Below are 23554 nucleotides of genomic sequence, written 5' to 3' on the forward strand. Positions count from 1 at the left end.
CAATGAAGCTGAATAAAAAAGTCCTCTCGCTGCTGACCGCCTCTTCATTCTTGTTGCCGGATACGGCCTGGGCGGTGACGTTCGATACTTCGCTGTTGGCCGGCGAATCGCGCGATTCCGATCTTTCGCGTTTTTACCTCAACAATGACATGCCTGCCGGCCGGCAGGAGATCGATGTGTATGTCAATCATGACTGGAAAGGGCGCTACGCGCTGCTGTTTGGCACGCAACGCGACGATATTCAAATTGGCTACCAGGATGCGCAGCGGTTGGGCATCGATCTGAGTCAATTGCCGACACCTCAGGCGCCCCAGACGACGCTGTCGATCGCCTCGCTGGTACAGGGCGGGCGGTTCGATATGGACGTCGGCGCGCTGAGCCTGCGGTTGACGGTACCGCAGGCGCGGATCAACCGATCGGAAGCAGGATACGTGGATCCGGCTTTCTGGAATCGTGGCATCTCCGCGTTGACGCTGGCCTACAACGCGACCTACTACCACGCCGAGGCGCGCGGCGAAGGCAATCGCAGCAACAATGACGATTTTTATACCGGGCTGGAATCCGGGATCAATCTGGCCGGCTGGCAATTTCGCGACAGCAGCAGCTTTCGCCACGGCAGCGGGCGGGGGAGCCATTGGCAAAACAACACGCGTTATCTGCAGCGCGGCTTCGCTGACATCAAATCAAACCTGACCGCCGGTGATTTTTATTCGCCGGGGGAGCTGTTCGACTCGGTACGCATTCGCGGGGTGGCGCTGGCGTCGGATATCAGCATGCGGCCCAACTCGCAGCAGGGTTTTTCACCGATCGTGCGTGGCGTGGCGCAATCCAACGCCCTGGTGAAAGTGGTGCAGAACGGCAACGTGATCTACCAGGAAAACGTGCCGCCGGGCGCCTTTACCCTCGACAGCATTCAGCCGACCGGTTCGGCGGGCGATCTGTGGGTGACGGTCAAAGAGGCTGACGGGCGCGAGCAGTCGTTCAGCGTGCCGTTTTCAGCCGTACCCAACATGTTGAAACAGGGTGTCAGCCAATACAGCGTACTGGCCGGCAAGGTAAACGAAAACAATACCGATTACGACCCCGGCTTTGTACAGGGCACCCTGCAGTACGGTTTCAACAATCTGGTAACGGGTTATGCCGGCAGCATTTTGAGCGACGATTATCAGGCCTGGCTGCTCGGCAGCGGCTGGAACCTGCCGATAGGGGCAGTGTCCATTGACCTGACGCATGCCGATACTCGCCTGAAAAACCGCCGTGAAAGCGGGCAGAGCTTCCGTATCGCCTACAGTAAATTTCTCGATGTCACCGCGACCAACTTCACGCTGGCTGCCTATCGCTACTCCACCCGCGGTTACTACAGCTTTACCGACGCCATTTACTCCAATGACGGCTATCGCCAGCTGGAGCGTCAGGTTGATCGCTGGCGCGACGAGGAGGGCGTGTCCGAACTGGATATGAACACCTGGGATGCGCTGCGTTCGGCTCGGCCGAAAAATACCTTTACGCTCAACCTGAACCAGCGTCTTAACGAAGGGTGGGGCACGCTGTTCTTCTCCGGCTCCCAGCGTGATTACTGGACGGCCAATGCGAAAAGCCGCGAATACCAACTGGGGTACTCCAACAATCTGGGGCGCGTCAGCTACTCCGTTTCCGCCAGCCGGGTGCGCAACAGCCAGCGTGAGGAAGAGACGCGCTATTACCTGTCGTTCAGCTTACCGCTGTCGGTGTTCGATAATAACGCCTACCTCAGCACCGGTCTGTCTGCGACGGACTCTCACTATCAGCAAAGCACGGTCAGCCTGAGCGGCAATGCGCTGGAATCCAACCGCCTGAGCTACTCGCTGAGCGGCAGCAATCGCAGCGGCGGCGACAATATGGCCAGCGTCAATGCGGCCTATCGCGCGCGCGCCTCGACGCTGGGCGTCTCCTACAGCGAAGGCGATGATTATCGTCAGAGCGGCCTCAGCGCGCGTGGCAGCCTGGTGGCGATCCCCTGGCATCTGCTGGCGTCGAACGAGATCGGCAACACCATGACGGTGGTCGAGGCGCCGCAGGCCGAAGGGCTGATGGTCAACGGCGACGAAAGCATCGTGACCAATGCGCAGGGGTTGGCGCTGGTGCCTTACGCCACGCCGTACCGGCAAAACTCGGTCACGTTATCGGATACCGGCCACAGCAGCGGGGCGGAAATCAGCGGCAACGTCGCCAACCATGTACCTTACTACGGCGCGGTCAGCTACCTGAAATTCGAGACCGACCAACGCCGGCCATTCCAGCTGCGGGCGCTGCGCGCCGATGGTGCACCGCTGCCGTTCGGCGCCGAAGTGATGGATGAAAACGCTCGGTCGGTAGGTTTTGTCGGCCAGGCCAGCGTGTTGTACCTGCGCGCTGAACAGCCGCCAACGGCGTTGACGGTGCAATTGCGCGACGGCAGTTGCCGCATCGCCAAACCGACTCTGGCGCTGGATGCGTCGCCCGGCGTTTGCCGCTAATACAGGATAACCGAATCTATGATCAGGCTGATTTTTTTGCTGCTGCTGTCCGGGCTGTTCAGCGGCTATAGCCATGCTTCCTGCTATGGCAAAGGAGCGGAGTTTGCGCCCCCGATTTTTGTTGATCTCTCCGATAAGCTGAGCGCCAATATGCCGGTCTGGGAGGCACAATATAATACCCAGTACACCGGCACATTTAACTGTAGCAAGTCCAAAAGCAACTTTTCCTACACCATCAAGCTTTCGCCGAAAGATTCGCAGGCCGCGATTTTCGGTTTTAACAACGGTCAACAGTGGATCCGGGCGGAAATCACCAACAAGATAAGCGACAGAACGTTGAGGGGGCGCGGGGAACACTCCGCGTCAGAGTTAAACTCGCCGATGACCATTCGTTATTCGCTGGTGCAAAAACCCAAGGATGGGCGGGTGGTGCCTGGCGATACCTTGATGCTCGATGACGTTTTACTGGTGAGCGATGTGACCGGCATCGGCATTCTGGAATTGCCGTTCTGGCTGTTGGAGCAAGTGGGGAAATTGCTCACCTGGTTGCTTACCGGCAACTGGCCTTATGACGATCGCGACATGTACGGCCAGCCGATGAACATCAAATACGCGCCGAAAACCACCACCTGTCGTTTCGACAACGCCGGCCTGACGGTCAGGTTGCCCAAAATGGGCATGGCGCAGGTGCTGAATAACAATCAACCCGGCTACACGCCGTTCTCGCTGAACATCAGCTGCCAGAACATGCAGCAGGAAGGCATCGCCGATCGCGCCGTTGAGATGTTCCTGTCCAGCAATAACCTGCTGGCCTCCGACGCCAGCGTGTTGACCAATGCCAATGCGGGCGGCGCGCAAGGAGTGGGGCTGCGCCTGGTCAAGCGCGACATGCCGAGCTCGCCGGTGGTATTGTCGCCTTCCAACGTCGATCGCGGCAGCGCCACTTCACTGTTTCATGTCGCCGCCGGCGGCAGCCTGAACAGTCACTTCATCATCGGCATGGGCGCTTATTATTACCCTTATCAGCGCGATGGCGTAACGCAGGGGGAAATCAACACCTCGGCCACGTTGAACATCATCTATCCCTGAGAGGCCCGGGAGAACCGGTGCGCAACCTGTTTCGCTCACCGGTGTTCCGTCGGGTGTTCGAAAATATGCGCGCCGGCGCCCTGTTGGCCCAAAATATCGTTTGGGTTGCGCAGCGGGCAGTCGGCGAGCGACAGGCAGCCGCAGCCGATGCAGCTGTCGAGATGGTCGCGCAGCACCGTTAGCCGTTGAATACGTTCATCCAGCGTTTTGCGCCAGGCGGAGGACAAAAGCCCCCATTGTTCTGAGGTCAGTTTGCTGCCGCTGGGAAAGCGGCCCAGCGTGGCGCGGATCTCCTCCAGTGGAATGCCCGCGCTTTGCGCGATCTTGATCACCGCGATGTAGCGCAACACCACCGGCGTGTAGCGGCGCTGGTTACCGGCGTTGCGCGTTGCCTGAATCAGCCCCTTGCTTTCGTAAAAGTGCAACGCGGATACCGCCACGCCGCTGCGCTTCGCCACTTCTCCAACGGTCAATAGCCGATAGGTGTTAATCGGTTCATTTCTTGCCATTCCACGTTCCTCAGCTTGACCTCAAGTTAACCTGAGGTTTTATAGTGCAGCCAGCCGGGCTTGGCAACCGGCATCTCTCGTCACCTGCCTGCGCTGCGTCGGGGGAAGGATGGCTTTGGCTGTAAAATCAGGAAGAAACCGTTACATGATGAAACGATACCTCATTATTGCCGCGCTGCTGGCGGCGCTCGCCGTCGCTGCGGTCGCGATGCGATCCACCGCGCGGCAAAGCGAAGGCGCGCCGGCCTATCCGCCGGTGAAAGTGGCGCTGGCGCCCGCACTGCGTGAACAGGCGGCGCGCAGTTACGCCGGCGTGGGCGAGCTGGAGGCGGCCAGCCAGGTGGAAGTGGCGGCAGAGACCAGCGGCCGCATCACGCGCATCCTGTTCGAATCCGGCCAAACGGTGCGGCAGGGGCAACTGCTGGTGCAGCTCAACGATGCGGTCGAGCAGGCTGAGCTGGTGCGCCTGCAGGCGCAATTGCGCAATGCCGATCTGCTGTTGGCGCGCATGCGCAAGCTGATGAACCTCAACGCCACCGCGCGACAACAGCTGGACGATGCGCTGGCCGAACGGGATATGGCGTTCGGGGCGGTGCAGGAAACGCAGGCCAAAATCGCACAAAAGGCGATCCGCGCGCCGTTCTCAGGCACCATCGGCATTCGTCGCGTGCATGAAGGGCAATACCTCAACGCCGCCGAGGCGGTGGCGAACCTGGTGGACGCCGATACGCTGCGCGTCAACTTCTCGCTGGACGAACAAAGCAGCGCCGGGCTGGCGTTGGGGCAGGCGGTGTCGGTGCAGGTCGGGGCCTATCCCGAGCGCGCTTTCCCCGCCGCCATTACCGCTATCGACCCGATGATCGGCAAATCCCGCACCGTGCAGGTGCAGGCGACGTTGGCCAACCGTCAAGGATTGCTGAAAGCCGGTATGTACGCGGGCATTCGCGTCACGCAGCAGCAGCGCGTGGCGGTGCTGACGGTGCCGGAAACGGCGCTGACCTATACGGCGTACGGCGATACCGTGTTTCTGGCCCAGCAGGGTGAAAAGGGCATGACGGTCAAGCGCGTCTCAGTCACCGTGGGTGAGCGCAACGACGGGCGCGTCGAGATCGTCAGCGGTCTGCAGGAAGGCGACCGGGTGGTGACTTCGGGCCAGCTCAAGCTGAGCGACGGCACGGCGGCCGAGCCGGTGGCGCAGGATACTCTGAACGCCGCCCAGGCCGGTTCCTGAGGAGAGGCTGATGACATTTACCGATCTGTTCGTGCGCCGGCCGGTGCTGGCGCTGGTGGTCAGCACCCTGATCCTGCTGTTCGGCGCGCTGGCGCTCAGCAAACTGCCGATCCGCCAATACCCGCTGCTGGAAAACTCTACCATCACCATCAGCACCGACTATCCCGGCGCGTCGTCCGAGCTGATGCAGGGCTTTGTTACGCAGCCGATCGCCCAGGCAGTGTCCTCCGTCGAGGGCGTTGACTACCTTTCTTCCTCCTCGGTGCAGGGGCGCAGCGTGGTGACGGTGCGCATGGCGCTGAACCGCGACTCCACCCAGGCGCTGACCGAAGTGATGGCCAAGGTCAACCAGGTGCGCTATAAGCTGCCGGAACAGGCTTACGATCCGGTGATTGAGCGCTCAGCCGGTGAAGCCACCGCTGTGGCCTATGTCGGTTTTTCCAGTAAAACGCTGTCCACGCCGGCGCTGAGCGAATACCTGACGCGGGTGGTGGAACCGATGTTCACCACCATCGACGGCGTCGCCAAGGTTGAAGTGTTCGGCGGGCAAAAAATGGCGATGCGCCTGTGGCTGGACAGCGATCGGCTGGCCGGCCGCGGTCTGACCGCTGCCGATGTGGCCGATGCGGTGCGGCGCAACAACTACCAGGCGGCGCCGGGCAAGGTGAAAGGGCAGTATGTGGTTGCCAACGTGCGGGTGAATACCGATCTCACCAGCGTAGAGGAGTTTCGCAATCTGGTGGTGCGCAACGACGGCAACGGTCTGGTGCGCCTGAAAGACGTCGGCACCGTGGAGCTGGGCGCCGCAGCCACGGAAACCAGCGCCTTGATGGATGGCGAACCGGCGGTGTTCCTCGGCGTCTTCCCTACGCCGACCGGCAACCCGCTGGTGATCGTCGACGGCATTCGCCACCTGATGCCGGCGATCGACAAGATGCAGCCGCCGGGCGTGAAGATGGCGCTGGCGTTCGAAACCGCGCGCTTTATTCAGGCCTCGATCGATGAAGTGGTGCATACCCTACTCGAAGCGCTGGCGATCGTTGTGGCGGTGATCTACCTGTGTCTGGGGTCGCTGCGCACCGTGTTGATCCCGGTGGTGACCATTCCGCTGTCGATACTTGGCGCTGCCGGGCTGATGTTGGCCTTTGGCTTCAGCGTCAATTTGCTGACGCTGCTGGCGATGGTCCTGGCGATCGGTTTGGTGGTGGACGACGCCATCGTGGTGGTGGAGAACGTGCATCGCCATATCGAAGAGGGGAAAACGCCGCTGGCGGCGGCGATGATCGGCGCACGCGAGGTGGCCGGGCCAGTGATCGCCATGACTCTGACGCTGGCCGCGGTCTATGCGCCGATCGGCCTGATGGGCGGGCTGACCGGCGCGCTGTTTCGCGAATTCGCGCTGACGCTGGCCGGGGCGGTGGTGGTGTCCGGCGTGGTGGCGCTGACGCTGTCGCCGGTGATGAGCTCGCTCCTGCTGCCGGCCAAACAGAGCGAAGGGCGCGTGGCGCACGCCGCCGAGTGGTTCTTCGGCGGCCTGACGCGGCGCTATGCGCGCGCGCTGGATTTCTCGCTGCACCACCGTTGGGTGACCGGCACGCTGGCGTTGCTGGTGATGATCAGTCTGCCGCTATTGTACCTGATGCCGCAGCGCGAGCTGGCGCCGACCGAGGATCAGGCCATTGTACTGACCGCCATCAAGGCGCCGCAGCACGCTAACCTGAACTATGTCGAACGCTTTGCCTACAAGCTGGATGAGGTTTACAACCGCATGCCGGAAACCGAAAGCCGCTGGATCATCAACGGCAGCGACGGCACGGCGTCCGGTATCGGCGGCATCAACCTGACGCTGTGGCAGGCGCGCCAGCGCTCGGCGTCGGCGGTGCAGGCCGATCTGCAACGGGCGGTGAACGATGTTGAAGGCACCAGCATTTTCGCCTTCCAGCTGCCCGCCTTGCCAGGCTCCACCGGGGGGCTGCCGGTGCAAATGGTGCTGCGTACGCCGCAGGACTACCCGCAGCTGTATCGCACCCTGGAGGAGGTGAAGCAGAACGCCAGAAACAGCGGCCTGTTTATGGTGGTGGACAGCGATTTGGACTACAACAACCCGCTGGCGGAGGTGCGCATCGATCGCGCCAAGGCCAACAGTCTGGGGATACGCATGAGCGACATCGGTGAATCGTTGGCGGTGCTGGTGGGAGAGAACTACCTCAACCGCTTCGGCATGGACGGGCGCGCTTATGACGTCATCCCGCAAAGCCTGCGCGAACAACGGCTGACGCCGCAGGCGCTGGCGCGGCAATATGTCCGCACCCAGGACAATACGCTGGTGCCGCTCTCCACCGTGGTATCGGTGGCCGTTAAGGTCGAACCGAACAAGCTGACCCAGTTCAACCAGCAGAACGCCGCCACCCTGCAGGCCATTCCCGCGCCCGGCGTTTCGATGGGCGAAGCGGTGGCTTTCCTCGAACGGCAGGCCAATGCGCTGCCGGCCGAATTTAGCCACGACTGGCAGGGGGATTCGCGCCAATACACCCAAGAGGGCAGCGCGCTGGCGTTCGCGTTCCTGGCGGCCTTGGTGATCATTTACCTGGTGCTGGCGGCGCAGTACGAGAGCCTGAAAGATCCGCTGATTATCCTCATCACCGTGCCGCTGTCGATCTGCGGCGCCTTGCTGCCGCTGGCGCTGGGCTACGCCACGATGAATATCTACACCCAGGTCGGGCTGGTGACCCTGATCGGGCTCATCAGCAAGCACGGCATTCTGATGGTGGAGTTCGCCAATGAGCTGCAGATGCATCAGGGGCTGACGCGGCGCGGCGCGATTTTGCAGGCGGCGCAAATTCGTCTGCGGCCGGTGCTGATGACCACCGGGGCGATGGTGTTCGGTTTGATCCCGCTGCTGTTCGCCAGCGGCGCCGGGGCTGCCAGCCGCTTCGGCCTGGGGCTGGTGATCGTCTCCGGCATGCTGGTGGGCACGCTGTTTACCCTGTTTGTGTTGCCGACGGTGTATACGCTGTTGGCGCGCGATCACGCGGTAGCCTCACCCCGTCAGCGTGAGTTGGCCGCCGCGCAAAAAGCGCTGACGGAATAATCCGCCGGCGCCCGCGTGAAAAATAAACCCGCTTCGGCGGGTTTTTTCGTCAGTTTTTGCAGCCCATCAACTCCGGCAGGACGCCGGGTTTGCTCTTCAGCGAAGCCTGCACGTCGTCCGGCAGACCGGCCCAGATGATCAGGCCGGTGCGTTTCTCGATCTCGTCCACCGTCACGCGGAATTGGCAGAAATCGGCGCCCTTCGGCGTGTTCTGATCGAACAGGAAAGCGGCATAGTGGTTCACCGCCGGGCTGTTGTTGATGAAAATCACCTTCCAGTAGGCGCTGGGGATGGTGTGCGCTTTCTGGGTGCCCGGCAGTTTGCCCATATCGCGTTCATACAGCGGCCCGGTCACGGTATAGACCGAGGAGATATCGGCGCGATCGATCAGCTTGCGTTCCTGATCTTCCAGCCGCGCCCAGGCGCCCTGGTTAAGATCGGACTTTTGCGGCGTGATGTTGGACAGGTAATTCAGCGATTCCCAGTCGGAGACGCCCGCCAGCGAGGCCAGCGGCGCCTGATGACCGCGATCGACCTTCAGCGCCGCGTTGGCGCCAGTGTAATCGGCGGGCGCCAACGTGTCCGCCGGGTTGAGCGCCGGATCGGTTTTCCAGTTGCGCGTCTTGCCGCTGGCCGGTGTGTCTTTGGTGATGTGATAAGCCACCCAGTTGGCGAACTTGGTGGTGCTGTTGTTGTTCAACGTATAAGCATGACGCACGATAGACACGTTGCTGCTGCCGCCGGTCGGGCAGCCGACCGCGCAGTTGTCGATGGATTCGAGCGTGTCGGCCGACGCCTGTGCGGCGAACAGCAGGGCGGCCAGGGCCAACATCTTGTTGTTAAAGCGCATATTCATATCCTCAATAAGTTAAAAAAGTACTGTATATATTTACAGTAAATTAAACTTATCGCAGTGAAACGAATACAACAATGCAACATATTCATGTTGTGAATGTGTCAGTCATGGTACAGCCACGCCGCACGTGAAATGCGGCGGAAATAAAAACGGCGTCCAACAGACGCCGTTTCAAAGGGGGGATTATTCCAGCAGGTCGTTGACCGTGCGGCGAACGTAATGCGTCATCTGCGCCAGATCGTCCGGTGATACCGGGCCGCCGCCGGCGAGCACCACCTGCTGTTCGATCTGGGCGATTTCCTGCTCGACCTTGTTGGCGATCTGCACTTTGACTATCTTGTCCACCGAAGACAGCAGCACCTTCAAGACGACTTTCAGCGCGATGTTTTCGCAGAACGAGTCGTAGTGATGAACCGGCGGCGGCGGGGCCGGAGCCGGCTCGGGCGCGCGCGGAGCCAGAGCCTTGAAGCTGTCTACATTTTCAATAATAAGATCCATGTCTCTTATTAGTTCATCAAAATCTTTAGACACTGACTTATTCCCTTCGCTGTGCGCAAAAAACAGAACGCCCGTCCTCAGGCTGAAAGCGGATGAGCGACGGGCAGAACGAATTCGGGCCTGGCCTTCAGACGCTGAATGGCCGGGGGAGGGGCATTCTAACCTTGCGGCGGGTCGGCAACAAGATGGGGCCGAGCGAATGCGCGGCCCTTTGGATCACGAGGCTGGAGGGCGCTTAACTTTTCAGCTTGGCGGTGATTTTGGCCACGTGTTCGCCCTGATAACGGGCAATGGTCAGCTCTTCGTTGCTCGGCTGCCGCGAGCCGTCGGCGCCGGCGATGGTGGTGGCGCCATACGGGGTGCCGCCGCGCACCTGTGAAACGTCAAACAGCTCCTGCGTCGCATAGCCGATCGGCACGATGATGAAACCGTGGTGCGCCAGCGTGGTCCAGGTCGAACTGATGGTCTGTTCCTGGCCACCGCCGGTGCCGGTGGAGGAGAAGACGCTGCCTACCTTGCCGTACAGCGCGCCGGAAGCCCACAGGCCGCCGGTCTGATCGAGGAAGGTGCGCATTTGCCCGGCCATATTGCCGAAGCGGGTCGGCGTACCGAAGATGATGCCGTCATAGTCCGCCAGCTCTTGCGGGGTGGCGACCGGCGCCTGTTGATGTTGTTTGCCCCCGGCCTTGGCGAAGGCCTCCGGCGTCATGGTTTCCGGCACGCGTTTAATCGTCACGTCCACGTTATCGACCCGATTCGCCCCTTCGGCCACCGCCTGCGCCAGGCGTTCGATGTGGCCGTACATTGAGTAATAAAGCACCAACAGTTTCGTCATGTTCCGTACTCCCGCTCAGATGATTAACAAAAACCCCTGATAAGCATAGAAGCGAATGGCGAACTTGGCGTTACGGCGTTACTTGATGCCGGCGATCGCCAGCAGGGCGCCAAAGGCGATCAGCAGCCCGCCAAAGGTGCGGTCGATGCCGCGGCGCAAACGCAAAAAGCGCGCATTGACGCCCGGTGCGGAAAATAGCAGCGCGACGGCGGCAAACCAGAAGATATGGACGGCGGCGATAAAAAGACCATAGCCGATTTGCACGCCGAGCGGGGTGTGCGGAGAAACCACCTGCATGAACAGGCTGACGATGAAGATGGTGGTTTTCGGGTTTAACGCGTTGGTGAAAAAACCGGTTTTCAAGGCGGCGAAATCGCTGATGGCGGCCGGCGCTGTGCTGGGGACTGCGTCATGATGCGCCGCGTTGCGCAGCAGCGTAACGCCGAGGTAGATCAGGTAGGCGGCGCCGATGGCTTTAAGCAGGTTAAACAACCAGGGCGACTGTTGAATCAACACGCCGACGCCAATCAGCGTATAGCTGACATGGACCAGCACCCCGGCGCCAATGCCGCAGGCGGTCAAGACGCCGGCGCGGCGCGAAAGCAACAGGCTATTGCGCGAGACCATGGCAAAGTCCGGCCCCGGGCTTATCACGGCGAGTAAAGTAATGGTGACGACAGCGATGAGTTCAGTCATAGTTATCCTTGCGGTGTTTATCAATAGAGTGACTGATTTATAAGAGTAATTTTTCTCGGTGACAAACGATGAATAGTGACAATATCGGTGAGAAAAACTCACGCAAAACCGGCAGGCCGTTGCCGTTGGGCGGGCTGCGCTGCTTCGAGGCCGCCGCGCGATTGGAAAGTTTTACGCAGGCGGCGCAGGGGCTGAATTTGACGCATGGCGCCGTCAGCCGGGCGGTGCGGGCGCTGGAAGAGGAGCTGGGCGTGGCGCTGTTTGAGCGCCGCCATCGGCGGGTTCTGCTCACGGCGGCGGGGCGCAAGCTGTTTCAGGCGACGCAGCAGGCCTTCGGCATTCTGGATCATACCGCGCTGGAACTGCGTCAGCAGGCGCTCGACGCGCCGCTGGTCTTGTCCTGCGAACCGACCTTATTGATGCGTTGGCTGATCCCGCGTCTGCCGGCTTTTCAGCAGGCGCACCCGGATATCAACTTACAACTGGTGGCCGGTGGCGGGCCGTTTTCGTTCCATGACGGCATTACGGCGGCGATCAGGCGCAATGACTTCGATTGGGGAAAGCAGGTGCATAGCCTGGCGCTGTTCAGTGAAAAGGTTGGGCCGGTGTGCCAACCCGAGGCATTGGCAAGGATGACGAGCGCCGAGGGCAGCCTGCGGAGTTTGCGGCCCGGCACTAAACTGCTGCATTCTGCCACCCGACCGGATGCCTGGCGGCACTGGGCGCAGCAGCAGGGGATGACGTTGGCAGGGCATTCGGAGCAGCGCTTTGATCATTTCTATTTCAGCCTGCAGGCGGCGGTCGCCGGTCTTGGTATCGCGATCGGCCCGTGGTTGCAAGTGCGAGACGATCTGGCCGCCGGTTTGTTGAGTGCGCCGTTCGGTTTTACGCCCGACGGCAGCGGCTATTACCTGCTGTCGCCGCAGGCGATCGTGCCGGGCAGCGCGTTGGCCCGGCTGGCCGAGTGGCTAACGCTCACGGCAGACGCCTGAGTTTTTGCGCCAACCGCTGTTCCTGCCAGCGGCTGAAGACGTTGCGCAGCAGCAGAGTGCGCACCGCCCGCATGACCAGCGCGAGGCTCATGCCGCCGATCGCCCACAGCGACCAGAGATAGTGCGGGTGGGTAAACCAATTGATGGCGAACAACATCACGCCAATCACGGCGAAACGCACCGCCATGCTCAGCAGTTTGCCTTCTGCCGCGACCTGGCGACGAAGGCGCTGTTCGTCAGGCGCCTCCTCCTCTATTGTCTGTTGCGGCTGTGCGTTGAGATCGCGGACCTGCACGCCCAGCGCGGCGGCGATCGCGGTCAAGGTTTCCAGGCTGGCCTGTTCGCCGTTTTCAATCCGCTGTACGGTGCGGGTGCTGAGGCCGGCGATGGTCGCCAACTGTTCCTGCGACCAGCCTTTCTCCAGACGTAACGGCCTGATGCGGTACTTTTGCATGATGCACTCCCGAGTTCGCTGTCACTGTCATCCAGTGTAGGAGGCGCGGGGTGGCGGCGCCACGACAGCGGCACGACAGCGACACGACATCCGCCGCCGGCGCGGGCCGGCGGGCAGTCAGAAGGCGACGTTGCGGATAAAGCGCAGCGGGAGGTCGCCGTGGTTGGCGTAAGCGTAACGTTGATCGCTGTTGAAGGTTTGCGCGGCGCCGGCGCTGAGCGTCAGCGTGCCTTGTTCCAGTTCCAATGTCAGGGTGCCGGCAATCACGTAGATCATTTCACTCCAGCCTTCGGCGTCCGGCGCCGAGTCATAGCGCTCACCCGGCATCAGCGTCCATTCCCACAGCTCGGCCCGTTGGCGCGCCGGCACGCTGGCGGCGAACAGCGCCTGGCTGCCCGGCTGTGCGCCTTGCCAGGCCAACTCGCCCACCAGATGGTTGCCGCGAGCCTCCGGTGCCTGAATCAGATCGGTAAAGGAAATCGCCAGGGCGGCGGCGATCTTGTCGAGTACCGCCAGGCTGACGTTGCGATCGCCGGCCTCGATGCCCGCCAGCATGCGGCGGCTGACGCCGGAAAGCTCGGCCAGCGCCATCTGGCTCAGGCCCGCCTGTTGGCGGTAGCCGCGCAGATTGCTGCTCAGGTACTGCAGCACTTTGGGGGGATCGGTTTTCGCGTTATGCGCCGTATTGCTCATCGCCGGACTTTATCTCATACTGGCAGGATCTGTGCATTATATTGCACTCAGCAGGAAGGGCAAGCCGGTGTCAGCAGCAAAAAAATCCTTTATTTCCGCCGTGGTTCCGCAGATCAGGCTGCCGGAAGCGGTGTTGATTTTCATCACGATGATCTGGGGCGGCACCTTTTTGGCGGTGCATCACGCGATGCAAGTCAGCGGGCCGTTCTTTTTTGTCGGCCTGCGTTTCGCCACCGCCACGCTGGCGTTGACGTTGTTTTCGCTGCGCGTGCTGCGCGGCCTGACCCTGTATGAACTGAAGGCGGGCGTGCTGATCGGGCTGGCGATCATGTTCGGCTACAGCATGCAAACCGTCGGTCTGCAGACGATTAGCAGCAGCCAATCGGCGTTCATCACCGCCATGTACGTGCCGATCGTGCCGCTGTTGCAATGGCTGGTGCTGGGGCGCTTCCCCGGCATCATGTCGTGGATCGGCATTCTGCTGGCCTTTACCGGCCTGATGCTGCTGGCGGCGCCGAGCAGCACCGACATGACGCTGAGCCTCGGCGAAATGCTGACGCTGGCCGGCACGCTGGGCATGGCGGCAGAGATCATCCTCATCGGCGCTTTCGCCGGCAAGGTGAATATCCGCCGCGTGACTATAGTACAGCTGGCGACCGCCTCGCTGGCCTCGTTTTTGATGATGGTGCCGACCGGCGAGTCGCCGCCGCCGTATTCGGATTACCTGTTGTACAGCGCCATAGGGCTGGGGCTGGCCAGCGCGTTGATTCAACTGACCATGAACTGGGCGCAGCGCAGCGTTTCACCCACGCGCGCTACGGTGATCTACGCCGGTGAACCGGTCTGGGCGGGCATCGTCGGGCGGCTCGCCGGTGAGCGTTTACCGGGCGTGGCGTTATTGGGGGGCGCGTTGATCGTGATTGGGGTGGTGGTCAGCGAGCTGCGCGTGCGGCGCAAGGATAAAGCGGCGGTGGCGACGGAAGCGGATTAGCGCAGAGGCGTAAAAAGAAAGGAGCGGAGAGATCCGCCCCTTTTTGCATCACGCGGTTTTCTTCTTGCGCAGGAACACGTAAGACAGGCCGAGCACGATGAACCACAGCGGGGTGACGATCAACGCCTGGCGGGTGTCTTCGCGCAGCGACAGCAGCACCAGCACGAACACGAAGAACGCCATGCACACCCAGCACATCAGTTTGCCGGCAGGCATCTTGTAGATCGATTTCTGGTGCAGCGCCGGGCGCCGTTTACGGTAGACCAGGTACGAGCACAGGATGATGGTCCAGACGAACATGAACAGAATCGCCGATACGGTGGTCACCAGAGTGAAGACCGTCATCACGTTCGGGATCAGGTAAATCAACACCACGCCACCCAGCAGGCAGATGCAGGAGAAGGTGAGGCCGTTGGCCGGCACCGCGCGCTTGGACAGGTTAGCGAACGATTTCGGCGCGTCGCCTTCCTGCGCCAGCCCGAACAGCATGCGGCTGGTGGAGAACACGCCGCTGTTGGCGGAAGAGGCGGCGGAGGTCAGCACCACGAAGTTGATTACGCTGGCCGCGGCCGGCAGGCCGATCAGCACGAACAGCTCAACGAACGGGCTCTTGTCAGGCACCACGGAGTTCCACGGCGTTACCGACATGATGACGATCAGGGCGAACACGTAAAACATGATGATGCGGATCGGAATCGAGTTGATGGCGCGCGGCAGCGACTTCTCCGGATCCTTGGTTTCCGCGGCGGTGGTGCCCACCAGCTCAATGCCGACGAAGGCGAATACCGCGATCTGGAAGCCGGCGAAGAAGCCGCTGATGCCTTTCGGGAACATGCCGCCGTCATTCCACAGATGGGTGAATGAGGCCACGGTGCCGGTCGGCGACTGGAACTGCATGGCGATCATCACCAGCCCGGCGACAATCAGCCCGACGATGGCGACGATTTTAATCATCGCAAACCAAAACTCCATTTCGCCGAACATTTTCACCGTCGCCAGATTAAGGCCGAGCAGCAACAGCACGCACAGCAGTGAAGCGATCCACTGCGACAGCTCGGGGAACCAGAACTGGGCGTAGGCGGTGATCGCCACGACGTCGGCGATGCCGGTGACCACCCAGCAGAACCAGTAGGTCCAGCCGGTGAAGAAACCGGCCCACGGGCCGAGCAGATCCGCGGCGAAATCGCTGAACGATTTGTATTCCAGATTGGACAGCAGCAGCTCGCCCATGGCGCGCATCACGAAGAACAGCATAAAGCCGATGATCATGTACACGAAGATGATCGAAGGGCCGGCCAGGCTGATGGTTTTACCGGAGCCCATAAACAGACCGGTGCCGATGGCGCCGCCGATGGCGATCAGTTGAATATGTCGGTTAGTGAGGTTTCGCCGTAGATGATCTTCTGAAGCGGGCGTCGCGTCAGTCGCTATTTTAGAGTGATCTACCATCTGATGATGTCCTGTTTTACCTGTCATTAGTGAAGTCGTGAGCTCTGAAGTGGCTCTTTTTTATACATTTATCCGGTTGATCCGGCTTTAGTAAGGTAGTGCAATAACGCCACCTTTGTGCAACATGTTTACAACATTTATACGTGGGATAAAAGTCGATCAATCTTTACACGGAGGAGGCAAATCGGACGTTCAGGGAGCGGAAGATTACTCTTCAAAAGAGGGGATTAACAGACCTTATGCGGCTTATCTCGTTGATTAAACAAAGGGTTGTAAAATTCGCATGAGAAAAAGTAATGAGTGGAAGCGTTTGACAGCAGCACTGACGAGGAGGGCAACTTACCGCGTTGGGTCGTTAGCTCAGTCGGTAGAGCAGTTGAAGCTTAATCAATGGGGCACAGGTTCGAACCCTGTACCACCCACCAACCAAATCAGCGTGTTACGCTCAGGCTTTTCTCTGCTTGTTCCCTCGTTGCGCCGTTTTAAGCGCGCTTTTTGCAAAAAAATTCGCATTTTTCGACTGATGTTCAGAAAGGTGATCTGGCGCAAACTGCGGTGTCGCACTGCAGTTTATACGGCAAGAGAGGCTGTGCGCTGGCGCAATGTCGGCGCAGGGGCGAGCCATTTGCCCAAGAATCTTTCAGGTCAAGAAGCGGGGGAATAAATGCGCCGCCGACATCAAAAGCAGCGCCCAGACGCCGGCCGAGAGCGCGGCGGTGGCATAGACGCGCCGCGCCGGCAGTTGCAGCATGCCGGCCATCAGCGGCACGGTGTAACGCATCACCGCCAGAAAACGCGAGGCGAACAGCAGCGGTAGTCCGCGCTTTTGCAAGGAACGTTGCGCTTTGCGCAGCGGGGCGTGAAAGCGTGCCGGCAGTCGGCGGCCAAGATCGCGGCCGTGCAGCCGTGCGCCACAGTGGAAAGACAGGATCGAGCCCAACGCGGCGCCGAGGGCGATGGCCGCCCAAACCGCGCCGAAGGGCAGCGCGTGCTTGCCTGCAACGATGCCCATCAGCAGCGTCACCGAGGCGGGCGGCAGGGCGGAAGACACCACGATCACGGATTTTCCCAGCGCGAACAGGAAAATCAGCAGCAGCAACATCCCCGGTTCCGGACTGTATTTGGCGATAATGTGCGTCAATTCATCCATTTAACACCTGCGGGCGAGAGGGCTGAGTGCCAGTGTCCCATCCGCAGGTTCAATAAGGGTTAAATAACGCGCCGCTATCCGGCAATCTCCGCGTCTTGCTTGCTCACGTCGGCGCGCCGGTTTCTGAGCGCCCACAACAGCGTGGCGCACAGCAGCGAAAAGGCGGCCAGCACCAATGGCCCGGCATGCGGGCTGTGAAAACGCTGTTCCGCCTCCGTGCGGATCAGCGGGGCTAAAAAGCTGAATGCGGCGCCGAGCGTGGTGCAAAAACCGATGCCGGCCGCCAGCGCCGGGCCGGTGAGCACCTGCGCGGGAAACGTCCAGAAAATCGGCTGCACCGCCAGGAAACTGACTGCGCAGCAGCTCAGGGCGACGATGGCGAGCAGAGGGCCGGCATAGGAAGACACCACCAACCCCAGCGCTGCGGCGACCATGCACCCGACGGCGATCGGTAATCTTCTGGCGGTGTTTCTGTCGGCATAGCGCGGCAGGAAATAGACGCCCAGCGCGGAGAACGCCCAGGGGATGGCGGCCACCAGCGAGGCCTTGAAGCCGAGATGGGTGCCCATCAGCGAAGCGACCTGCGACGGCAGGAAAAACATCAGGCCGTATACGCCAATCTGCAGGGTGCCGTAGATCAACGCCAGATGCCAAACGGTGCCGCTGCTCATCGCCGCTTTGACGCTGCTGGTTTCGGTCTGCTGCTGTTCATCGGCCAATTGTGCCACCAGCGCCGTGCGTTCTTCCTCGGTCAGAAAGCGGGCCTGCCGTGGGTTATCGTCGAGATAGAAAAAGGCGAAGACGCCGAGGGCGACGGCCGGCAGCCCTTCCAGCACGAACATCCAGAACCAACCGGGTTTACCCAACACGCCGTGCATCTCCAGCAATGCCCCCGACAGCGGTGAGCCGAGCGTCAGGGCCGCCGGCACGCCAAGCACGAAAATGCCAATAACCGAGGCGCGCACCTTATTGGGAAAATAGATCGACGCCAGCAGCAGGATGCCGGGGTAAAAGCCGGCTTCGGCGATCCCCAGCAGAAACCGCAGAACGATAAATTGCTGTTCATTGGTCACCAGCCCGGTGCAGGCCGACAGCGCCCCCCACAGCGCGGTGGTGGCGCTGAGCCAGCGTTTGGCCCCCCAGCGGTTCATCAGCAGGTTGGCCGGGATGCCAAACAGCGCATAGGCGGCAAAAAATATTCCGGCGCCCAGTGCAAAGGCGGATTGCGACAGCGCGATATCGATGGCCATCGCGTCCTTGGCAAAGCCGACGTTAACCCTATCGATAAACGCGATGAAGTACATGGCGAACATCAAGGGCACCAGTCTGCGCCAGGTTTTGCGAATGGCGGCGTTGAGCGCAGGAACGGCATAGGTGGCGTGATTCACTGGCGGTAACCTCTCTTCTGAGAATGACAAGCGTCGGTCATAAGGACCGTCCTGGCGCCGTTGCCCTCAACACGACGGTAACAGCGGACTTTCTTCGCGAGCCTTAAAGGTCTAATGGTCAGGCCTTTAAGGGTGAAAAAAATGCCGCATATCGGGTCGGCAGGTTGATGCAGACATCACCATGGTGAATGGTGTGTTGCTTTTTTGTTAATCAGACGTTCACACAGGGCCAGGGCGCGTTCAAGCGCTTTGATCGAGATCTGTGTGCGCTATCACCGAATTGGCAACCCGGCGATAGACCTGGAGTATGGCGCTTTCATCTCGGGAGTGAGGACGATAAGGTGAGGCACGGCAAAACAGAATGCAGGAGCGCAACATGCTGAAGGTCATCGCTGAAGATTTTATCCACCCGGAACACATTGACACCGTTATGCCGTGGTACCGCGAGCTGGTGGAGAAAACCCGTCAAGAGCCGCTGAACATCAGTTATGAACTGTGCATCGACCAGCAGGATCCCGGGCATTTTATTTTTATCGAAAGCTGGCCGGATCGCGCCGCCCTGGACGTGCATTGTCAGACCGAGCATTTCACCCGGCTGGTGCCGCAGATCAATCAGTATCAACGCAAGCCTTGCACCTTCCTGTTTATGGAGGCATTTCCTGAAACAGGTGATAAGTAGGCGAAAAAATCCCCGCAGGGGGCGGGGTTAATGGCTTCTCAACACTATCTTGATCTTGTTGTGATTAAAAAATAGGCTGATAATGATTTTCATTCTCTAAGAATGCTCTTAAATTAATCAATCTGGTGAATGATTCACCGCCTGCTTTTCGCTGGCGGTTTTAATGGCGCGCAACATACGGCGCCGTATCAACCCGCTCACCAGGCGAATAGCATACCAATAGGGGGTAAACCGCCGCCGGCTGGCGTCGTCAGGGCAGAAGATGCGCGTTTCCGTCACCAGACGACAGCGCCCGCCCTCGGGGGAACTCACAACATAACCCAGCGCCAGTTTGGCGACGCCGGGCTGAGCGAAGGCCAGAAAGCCCGCCCCGTCAGCGACCTGCTCCAGACCGTATTCAGCCTGCCAAAAGCGGCCGATCAGGCCATAGACCAACGCGCTGTCATCCTGCTCAAGCAGGCAAAAGTTATGCAGGCCAAACGGCGGCGGGGTGGGCGTTCGGCGCGGCATCAGCCGCGCAGGCAATTCGCGCAGCGCTATCATGCTGCGGAAGAAACGATCGTGCTTGGGATCGTAGGCGGCCACGGCCGTCAGGATCCGCGCCTGCGGCGCGGCGATGGCGATCGCATGCCGTTCCGAGAACTGGTATTGCCCAAGGTATTTATTCAGCAACGTCATGCCTTGCATTCTCCCGCCATTCACTTTGCAGCAGGGCGAAACCGAATTCGTCGCCCCATGCGCCTTTGAAAAACACGTTTTGCCGCCAATAGGCCTCGCGCCGAAAACCCAGTTTGCCGAACAGCGTGGCGGCGGCAAGATTACGCGCGTCCACCACCGCAGTAATACGGTGCTTCGCCAGCGGCCCGAACAGCAGAGCGATGACGGCGTTCAGCGCCTCGCGCGCCAGCCCTTGACGCTGGTGGCTGGGCGCGAAGGTCACGCCCAGTTCAGCCTGGCGCCCCTCATCGAAGAAATGCACCGCGATATCGCCGAGCAACGCGCCGTCCTCGCGGCGTTCGACCGCCAGTTGAAACCAGCTGTCGTCACGGTTGAATTCGAGCCGCCGTTGCTGTGCGAAAAAGGCCTGTGCCTCGGCGACGCTGTAGTCGCTCCAGCTTTGATAGCGCGCCACGTCAGGGTGGCTGCGGTAGGCGGTAAAGTGGGGCAGATCGTCGGCGGTGAACGGGCGCAGGATCAGTCTGGGGGTCAGCAAAGGCAAGTGGCGCATTGTTTTTCCTTATCAGCGCATTAGGGCTACCGGCAGTGTAGCCCAGCGCCGAGAGGCGGGCTGCGTAAAATGAGCGGTGGAGGACAAACGGGAAATGCCGGTTCAGGCGAACCGGCAGGGGCATTATCGGCGGGCGGCGGCCTGACGCAGGCGCTCGACCGGGCCTTGTTGAAAATCGAATGAGGGGGCTTCTTGCCGTGCCAGCCCCTGGCGCACAATGGCCTTAACCGCCTGGCTGGCGGCAAGATCTTTTCCGGCGATCTGTTCGGCGATGCGCAGCGCCTCTTCCCGGGCCGCCCCCTCGCTGATGCGAGAAATGGCGCCGTGTGACAACGCCTCCTGTGCGCCGACGGTTCTGCCTGTCAGCAGCCAGTCGAGCGCGACATAGGGAGAAATACGCGCCGGCAAGCGCGCGCACCCGCCTTGTGCGGCGACTAACCCGAGCCCGGTTTCGGGGAAGCTGAAGCGCGCGTTCTGGCCGGCGACGATCAGATCGCACGCCAGCGCCAGCTCAAATCCGCCCCCGAACGCGATACCGTCAACGGCGGCGATGATCACCTTGGCGATCTGTGCATGGATCAGCCCGCCAAACCCCTCCGGCGTGACGATGGGCAGTTCACCCTGATGAAAGGCGTTGATATCCATGCCGGCGGAAAATACCGCCGGTTGACCAGCCAGGACGATCGCTCGCACCGAGTCATCGTTATCCGCCTGCCGCAGGTAAGTGCGGATCAGCTCGGCCATCTGCAGGTTGATGGCGTTTTTTTTCTCCGGCCGATTGAGGGTGATGACCGCAACCTGCGCGCCATAACGTTCGTAAAGCACCGGCGGTGATTCACTCATCGCTGGCCTCCCCGCGGAAAAAGATCAGCGTCAGCAGCAGGGCGATGGCGCCGAGCGGCAGCGAAAACAGCGGCAGGTAATAGGCCGGCAGCGCGTAGAGCGCCAGGCCGCCCAGCATGCCGCCCGCCGCGATGCCGGCGTACAGTACCGAGCTGTTGAGCGATACGGTCAGCGCGCCAAAGCGTTTCGATAGCGACAACAGGTGATGCTGGATCGGCACCAGATACATCCAGCCGGTGATGCCCCAGACCAGAAAGATGGCCAGCACCCACCAGGGGGAAGTGACATAGAAGGCCAGCAGAAACAGGGACAGCGTCTGGATTGCCACGGAAAACAGCAGCACGAACTTGCTGCCGAGGGCATCGGTTAACGCGCCGGAGGCAAAATTGCCGATCACCGCGCCAATGCCGAACACCAGCAGCGCGAGGGGCAGGATCGCCTGCGGGCCGAACTGGGTGTTTTTCAGCAACACGCTGACGTAGCTATAGACGATGTGTTCCGAGCAAACGGCAAAAAAGGTGATCAGCAGCGTGGTCAGCACCGCCTTTTGTCTCAGCGGGGCGAGCCGCTCTTTCAGCGAATGCTTGCCCGGAGGCGCAATGGCCCGCAGCGCCAGCGACAGGCCCAGCAGCGCAATCGCCCCCAGCAGGGCGATGAACAGGAAGATTTCACGCCAGCCGATCAGTTTGGCGAGAAAGGTGCCGAACGGAATACCGAGCGCAATAGCCAACGTCATGCCCCCATAGACGATGGAAATGGCCAGGCCGCGGCGTTTTTCCGCCACCAGCCCCACCGCGGCGGCGGCGGCCTGTGGCGTGTAACAGGCCGCCCCCAATGCCGCCAGCACTCTGCCGAACGAGATCTGCAGGTAGCTGGTGGCCCAGGCGCAGGCCAGGTTGCCGGCGATGAACAGCACCAGCGCCAACTGCAGGATATGCTTGCGGTTGACGTTGCCCAGCAGCCAGGCGGTGAGGGGGGCGAACAGCATATAAGCCAGCGCGAATACCGATATCAATTGCCCCGCTTGCGCGGGGCTGACGGCAAAGGTATCGGAAATGTCGCTGAGCACGCCGGCGACGATAAAGGCGTCGGTGCCGATGGCGAAGGTACCGGTCGCCATCAGACAGAGCGTGATCAGATGGCCATTATAATCCGCTAACTTCATCCCGCCCTCCGCAGATCGTTCGCCGCCCAGACTCGCCCCAGCGCCGCCAGGAAGGTCTCCACGTCGGCATGGGAGTGCGCCGAGGTCGGCGTCACCCGCAGCCGCTCGCTGCCTGCGGGCACCGTCGGGGCATTGACCGGTTGCACGTAAATATCGTGCTCATCGAGCAGCACTTTACTGATGTGTTTGTTGCGGTGCGGATCGCCGACCAGCAGCGGCAGGATATGGCTGTCTGCCGACACCAGCGGGATGCCGGCGGCGCGCAGGCCGGTTTTCAGGTGATCGACGATCGCCAGCAGGTGTTTGCGTTGGGTGTCATGCTCGAGGTTGTATTTAAAACTGGCCAGCGCGGCGGCCACCACCGGCGCCGGCGACGAGGTGCTGAAGACGAATGCCGGGGCCCAACTGCGCACGGCCTCCACCACCGAACGGGGCGCGGCGATATAGCCGCCCGCCGCACCGTAAGATTTGCCGAACCCGCCCTGAATAATGGTGATTTTATCCAGCAGGCCCAGTTGTTCGGCGTAGCCCAGCCCCCGTTCGCCATAGACGCCGGCGGAGTGGATCTCGTCGAGATAGGTCAGCGCCTGATACTGCTCCGCCAGCGCCACGATCTGCGCCAGAGGGGCGAAGTCACCGTCCATGGAATACAGCGACTCGAAAGCGATCAGCTTTGGCCGCGCCGGATCGGCGGCCTGCAGCAGCTCGGCGAGGTGCGCCACGTCGTTATGGCGGAAGATTTTTTTCTCCGCCTTGCTGTAGCGTATCCCGTAAATCATCGAGGCGTGATTCAGCTCGTCGGAGAACACGATCAGATCGGGAATGGCGTCGCACAGGGTGGACAAGGTGGCGTCGTTGGCGCCGAAACCGGTGGTGAACAGCAGCGCCGACTCTTTGCCGTAGGCGCTGGCCAGCAGCGTTTCCAGCTCGCTGTGGTAGACCGAGGTGCCGGAAATGCTGCGGGCGCCGCAGGTGCCCAGCCCGACCCGGTTAACCGCATCGGTGGTGGCCAGCAGCACTTTGGGGTGGTGGCTCATCGCCAGATAGTCGTTCGAGCACCAGACGTTGAGACGGCGCTCACCGTGATGGCCGTGGCTGGTGGCCCAGGGTTTGTCCTGCACGCCGCGTTCAAGGTTGAGGAACTCGCGAAAACGCCCCTGTTTTTTGGTTTCCGCCAGCTTTTCTTCAAGAATGTTCAGTACGCTCATCGTATGTTCCTTGT

Annotated in this window: 22 protein-coding genes and 1 tRNA gene; 8 read left to right on the forward strand and 15 right to left on the reverse strand. The window is 60.9% G+C overall.

Going from position 1 to position 23554, the window contains the following annotated elements; all coding sequences use genetic code 11:
* Positions 1 to 2 precede the first annotated feature (2 nt).
* Positions 3 to 2495, forward strand: a complete 2493-nt coding sequence (locus ACTJJ6_RS01600; protein WP_117286944.1) for a fimbria/pilus outer membrane usher protein — start codon at positions 3 to 5, stop codon at positions 2493 to 2495.
* An 18-nt stretch (positions 2496 to 2513) separates the two neighbouring features.
* The gene (locus ACTJJ6_RS01605; protein WP_048795979.1) at positions 2514 to 3584 is read left to right on the forward strand and encodes a fimbrial protein; all 1071 of its coding nucleotides are present in this window, start codon (positions 2514 to 2516) and stop codon (positions 3582 to 3584) included.
* A 35-nt stretch (positions 3585 to 3619) separates the two neighbouring features.
* Here ACTJJ6_RS01605 and soxR read toward each other — a convergent pair whose 3' ends face one another.
* Positions 3620 to 4093, reverse strand: coding sequence for a redox-sensitive transcriptional activator SoxR (soxR, locus tag ACTJJ6_RS01610; RefSeq protein WP_016928275.1), 474 nt, complete (start codon positions 4091 to 4093; stop codon positions 3620 to 3622).
* Positions 4094 to 4238: 145 nt separating this feature from the next.
* Between soxR and ACTJJ6_RS01615 the strand changes: the two genes are divergently transcribed.
* Together ACTJJ6_RS01615 and ACTJJ6_RS01620 are read left to right on the forward strand one after the other, a co-directional pair.
* Positions 4239 to 5324: an efflux RND transporter periplasmic adaptor subunit gene (locus tag ACTJJ6_RS01615; RefSeq protein WP_049300491.1), complete on the forward strand. Its 1086-nt coding sequence runs from the start codon at positions 4239 to 4241 to the stop codon at positions 5322 to 5324.
* 10 nt (positions 5325 to 5334) lie between these two features.
* The gene (locus ACTJJ6_RS01620; RefSeq protein WP_049300490.1) at positions 5335 to 8415 is read left to right on the forward strand and encodes a MexW/MexI family multidrug efflux RND transporter permease subunit; all 3081 of its coding nucleotides are present in this window, start codon (positions 5335 to 5337) and stop codon (positions 8413 to 8415) included.
* Positions 8416 to 8464: 49 nt separating this feature from the next.
* Here the strand turns inward: ACTJJ6_RS01620 and ACTJJ6_RS01625 are convergent, their stop codons facing one another.
* The 4 genes from ACTJJ6_RS01625 to ACTJJ6_RS01640 all read right to left on the reverse strand — a co-directional run bounded on the left by ACTJJ6_RS01625 (position 8465) and on the right by ACTJJ6_RS01640 (position 11300).
* Positions 8465 to 9265, reverse strand: coding sequence for a DNA/RNA non-specific endonuclease (locus tag ACTJJ6_RS01625; RefSeq protein WP_015377376.1), 801 nt, complete (start codon positions 9263 to 9265; stop codon positions 8465 to 8467).
* A 189-nt stretch (positions 9266 to 9454) separates the two neighbouring features.
* Positions 9455 to 9769: a hypothetical protein gene (locus ACTJJ6_RS01630; protein WP_176063406.1), complete on the reverse strand. Its 315-nt coding sequence runs from the start codon at positions 9767 to 9769 to the stop codon at positions 9455 to 9457.
* Between the two features lie 235 nt (positions 9770 to 10004).
* Positions 10005 to 10604 carry an NAD(P)H:quinone oxidoreductase gene (wrbA, locus tag ACTJJ6_RS01635; protein ID WP_004928045.1) on the reverse strand — a complete coding sequence of 200 codons (600 nt, stop codon included), beginning with the start codon at positions 10602 to 10604 and terminating at the stop codon, positions 10005 to 10007.
* Between the two features lie 78 nt (positions 10605 to 10682).
* The gene (locus ACTJJ6_RS01640; protein WP_016928269.1) at positions 10683 to 11300 is read right to left on the reverse strand and encodes a LysE family translocator; all 618 of its coding nucleotides are present in this window, start codon (positions 11298 to 11300) and stop codon (positions 10683 to 10685) included.
* Between the two features lie 68 nt (positions 11301 to 11368).
* On the opposite strand from ACTJJ6_RS01640, the gene ACTJJ6_RS01645 reads away from it, so the two are divergent.
* Entirely contained in the window at positions 11369 to 12292 is a 924-nt protein-coding gene (locus ACTJJ6_RS01645) for a LysR family transcriptional regulator (RefSeq protein WP_016928268.1), read from the forward strand.
* Here ACTJJ6_RS01645 and ACTJJ6_RS01650 read toward each other — a convergent pair.
* Complete coding sequence (locus ACTJJ6_RS01650; RefSeq protein WP_016928267.1) at positions 12276 to 12746, reverse strand: helix-turn-helix domain-containing protein; 471 nt, start codon at positions 12744 to 12746, stop codon at positions 12276 to 12278. The genes ACTJJ6_RS01645 and ACTJJ6_RS01650 overlap by 17 nt on opposite strands.
* A gap of 117 nt (positions 12747 to 12863) precedes the next feature.
* On the reverse strand, positions 12864 to 13439 hold the full coding sequence (locus ACTJJ6_RS01655; protein ID WP_049300489.1) for a helix-turn-helix domain-containing protein: 576 nt from the start codon (positions 13437 to 13439) through the stop codon (positions 12864 to 12866).
* A gap of 67 nt (positions 13440 to 13506) precedes the next feature.
* On the opposite strand from ACTJJ6_RS01655, the gene ACTJJ6_RS01660 reads away from it, so the two are divergent.
* Positions 13507 to 14430 carry a DMT family transporter gene (locus tag ACTJJ6_RS01660; RefSeq protein WP_016928266.1) on the forward strand — a complete coding sequence of 308 codons (924 nt, stop codon included), beginning with the start codon at positions 13507 to 13509 and terminating at the stop codon, positions 14428 to 14430.
* A 48-nt stretch (positions 14431 to 14478) separates the two neighbouring features.
* Here the strand turns inward: ACTJJ6_RS01660 and cycA are convergent, their stop codons facing one another.
* Positions 14479 to 15879, reverse strand: coding sequence for a D-serine/D-alanine/glycine transporter (gene cycA / locus ACTJJ6_RS01665; RefSeq protein ID WP_028128006.1), 1401 nt, complete (start codon positions 15877 to 15879; stop codon positions 14479 to 14481).
* 349 nt (positions 15880 to 16228) lie between these two features.
* Between cycA and ACTJJ6_RS01670 the strand changes: the two genes are divergently transcribed.
* A tRNA-Lys gene (locus ACTJJ6_RS01670) sits at positions 16229 to 16304 on the forward strand.
* A gap of 215 nt (positions 16305 to 16519) precedes the next feature.
* Here ACTJJ6_RS01670 and ACTJJ6_RS01675 read toward each other — a convergent pair.
* Positions 16520 to 17029 (reverse strand): DedA family protein, encoded by a 510-nt coding sequence (locus ACTJJ6_RS01675; RefSeq protein ID WP_049300488.1) that lies wholly within the window; start codon positions 17027 to 17029, stop codon positions 16520 to 16522.
* A gap of 74 nt (positions 17030 to 17103) precedes the next feature.
* Positions 17104 to 18342, reverse strand: a complete 1239-nt coding sequence (locus ACTJJ6_RS01680; RefSeq protein ID WP_250648469.1) for an MFS transporter — start codon at positions 18340 to 18342, stop codon at positions 17104 to 17106.
* A 451-nt stretch (positions 18343 to 18793) separates the two neighbouring features.
* Here ACTJJ6_RS01680 and ACTJJ6_RS01685 point away from each other — a divergent pair, with 451 nt between their 5' ends.
* On the forward strand, positions 18794 to 19096 hold the full coding sequence (locus tag ACTJJ6_RS01685) for a putative quinol monooxygenase (protein ID WP_028128007.1): 303 nt from the start codon (positions 18794 to 18796) through the stop codon (positions 19094 to 19096).
* Between the two features lie 117 nt (positions 19097 to 19213).
* Here the strand turns inward: ACTJJ6_RS01685 and ACTJJ6_RS01690 are convergent, their stop codons facing one another.
* The 5 genes from ACTJJ6_RS01690 to hemA all read right to left on the reverse strand — a co-directional run bounded on the left by ACTJJ6_RS01690 (position 19214) and on the right by hemA (position 23540).
* Positions 19214 to 19774, reverse strand: a complete 561-nt coding sequence (locus ACTJJ6_RS01690; protein ID WP_049300522.1) for a hypothetical protein — start codon at positions 19772 to 19774, stop codon at positions 19214 to 19216.
* Positions 19758 to 20324: a GNAT family N-acetyltransferase gene (locus tag ACTJJ6_RS01695; protein ID WP_016928260.1), complete on the reverse strand. Its 567-nt coding sequence runs from the start codon at positions 20322 to 20324 to the stop codon at positions 19758 to 19760. The genes ACTJJ6_RS01690 and ACTJJ6_RS01695 overlap by 17 nt, the downstream gene beginning before the upstream one ends.
* A 123-nt stretch (positions 20325 to 20447) precedes the next feature.
* On the reverse strand, positions 20448 to 21167 hold the full coding sequence (locus tag ACTJJ6_RS01700; protein ID WP_016928259.1) for an enoyl-CoA hydratase-related protein: 720 nt from the start codon (positions 21165 to 21167) through the stop codon (positions 20448 to 20450).
* Positions 21160 to 22332, reverse strand: a complete 1173-nt coding sequence (locus ACTJJ6_RS01705) for an MFS transporter (RefSeq protein WP_015377389.1) — start codon at positions 22330 to 22332, stop codon at positions 21160 to 21162. The genes ACTJJ6_RS01700 and ACTJJ6_RS01705 overlap by 8 nt, the downstream gene beginning before the upstream one ends.
* Positions 22329 to 23540 (reverse strand): 5-aminolevulinate synthase, encoded by a 1212-nt coding sequence (gene hemA / locus ACTJJ6_RS01710; RefSeq protein ID WP_015377390.1) that lies wholly within the window; start codon positions 23538 to 23540, stop codon positions 22329 to 22331. The genes ACTJJ6_RS01705 and hemA overlap by 4 nt, the downstream gene beginning before the upstream one ends.
* Between the last annotated feature and the right edge of the window lie 14 nt (positions 23541 to 23554).

The sequence above is a fragment of the Serratia sp. 22278 genome (genome assembly GCF_052045405.1).
In the GTDB taxonomy this organism is placed as follows: Bacteria; Pseudomonadota; Gammaproteobacteria; order Enterobacterales; family Enterobacteriaceae; genus Serratia; species Serratia marcescens.

Coding starts and splice junctions, on each gene's coding strand:
- ACTJJ6_RS01600 (WP_117286944.1), top strand. CDS start 3: ATGAAGCTGAATAAAAAAGTCCTCTCGCTGCTGACCGCCTCTTCATTC.
- ACTJJ6_RS01605 (WP_048795979.1), top strand. CDS start 2,514: ATGATCAGGCTGATTTTTTTGCTGCTGCTGTCCGGGCTGTTCAGCGGC.
- soxR (WP_016928275.1), bottom strand. CDS start 4,093: ATGGCAAGAAATGAACCGATTAACACCTATCGGCTATTGACCGTTGGA.
- ACTJJ6_RS01615 (WP_049300491.1), top strand. CDS start 4,239: ATGATGAAACGATACCTCATTATTGCCGCGCTGCTGGCGGCGCTCGCC.
- ACTJJ6_RS01620 (WP_049300490.1), top strand. CDS start 5,335: ATGACATTTACCGATCTGTTCGTGCGCCGGCCGGTGCTGGCGCTGGTG.
- ACTJJ6_RS01625 (WP_015377376.1), bottom strand. CDS start 9,265: ATGCGCTTTAACAACAAGATGTTGGCCCTGGCCGCCCTGCTGTTCGCC.
- ACTJJ6_RS01630 (WP_176063406.1), bottom strand. CDS start 9,769: ATGGATCTTATTATTGAAAATGTAGACAGCTTCAAGGCTCTGGCTCCG.
- wrbA (WP_004928045.1), bottom strand. CDS start 10,604: ATGACGAAACTGTTGGTGCTTTATTACTCAATGTACGGCCACATCGAA.
- ACTJJ6_RS01640 (WP_016928269.1), bottom strand. CDS start 11,300: ATGACTGAACTCATCGCTGTCGTCACCATTACTTTACTCGCCGTGATA.
- ACTJJ6_RS01645 (WP_016928268.1), top strand. CDS start 11,369: ATGAATAGTGACAATATCGGTGAGAAAAACTCACGCAAAACCGGCAGG.
- ACTJJ6_RS01650 (WP_016928267.1), bottom strand. CDS start 12,746: ATGCAAAAGTACCGCATCAGGCCGTTACGTCTGGAGAAAGGCTGGTCG.
- ACTJJ6_RS01655 (WP_049300489.1), bottom strand. CDS start 13,439: ATGAGCAATACGGCGCATAACGCGAAAACCGATCCCCCCAAAGTGCTG.
- cycA (WP_028128006.1), bottom strand. CDS start 15,879: ATGGTAGATCACTCTAAAATAGCGACTGACGCGACGCCCGCTTCAGAA.
- ACTJJ6_RS01675 (WP_049300488.1), bottom strand. CDS start 17,029: ATGGATGAATTGACGCACATTATCGCCAAATACAGTCCGGAACCGGGG.
- ACTJJ6_RS01680 (WP_250648469.1), bottom strand. CDS start 18,342: ATGTTCGCCATGTACTTCATCGCGTTTATCGATAGGGTTAACGTCGGC.
- ACTJJ6_RS01685 (WP_028128007.1), top strand. CDS start 18,794: ATGCTGAAGGTCATCGCTGAAGATTTTATCCACCCGGAACACATTGAC.
- ACTJJ6_RS01690 (WP_049300522.1), bottom strand. CDS start 19,774: ATGACGTTGCTGAATAAATACCTTGGGCAATACCAGTTCTCGGAACGG.
- ACTJJ6_RS01695 (WP_016928260.1), bottom strand. CDS start 20,324: ATGCGCCACTTGCCTTTGCTGACCCCCAGACTGATCCTGCGCCCGTTC.
- ACTJJ6_RS01700 (WP_016928259.1), bottom strand. CDS start 21,167: ATGAGTGAATCACCGCCGGTGCTTTACGAACGTTATGGCGCGCAGGTT.
- ACTJJ6_RS01705 (WP_015377389.1), bottom strand. CDS start 22,332: ATGAAGTTAGCGGATTATAATGGCCATCTGATCACGCTCTGTCTGATG.
- hemA (WP_015377390.1), bottom strand. CDS start 23,540: ATGAGCGTACTGAACATTCTTGAAGAAAAGCTGGCGGAAACCAAAAAA.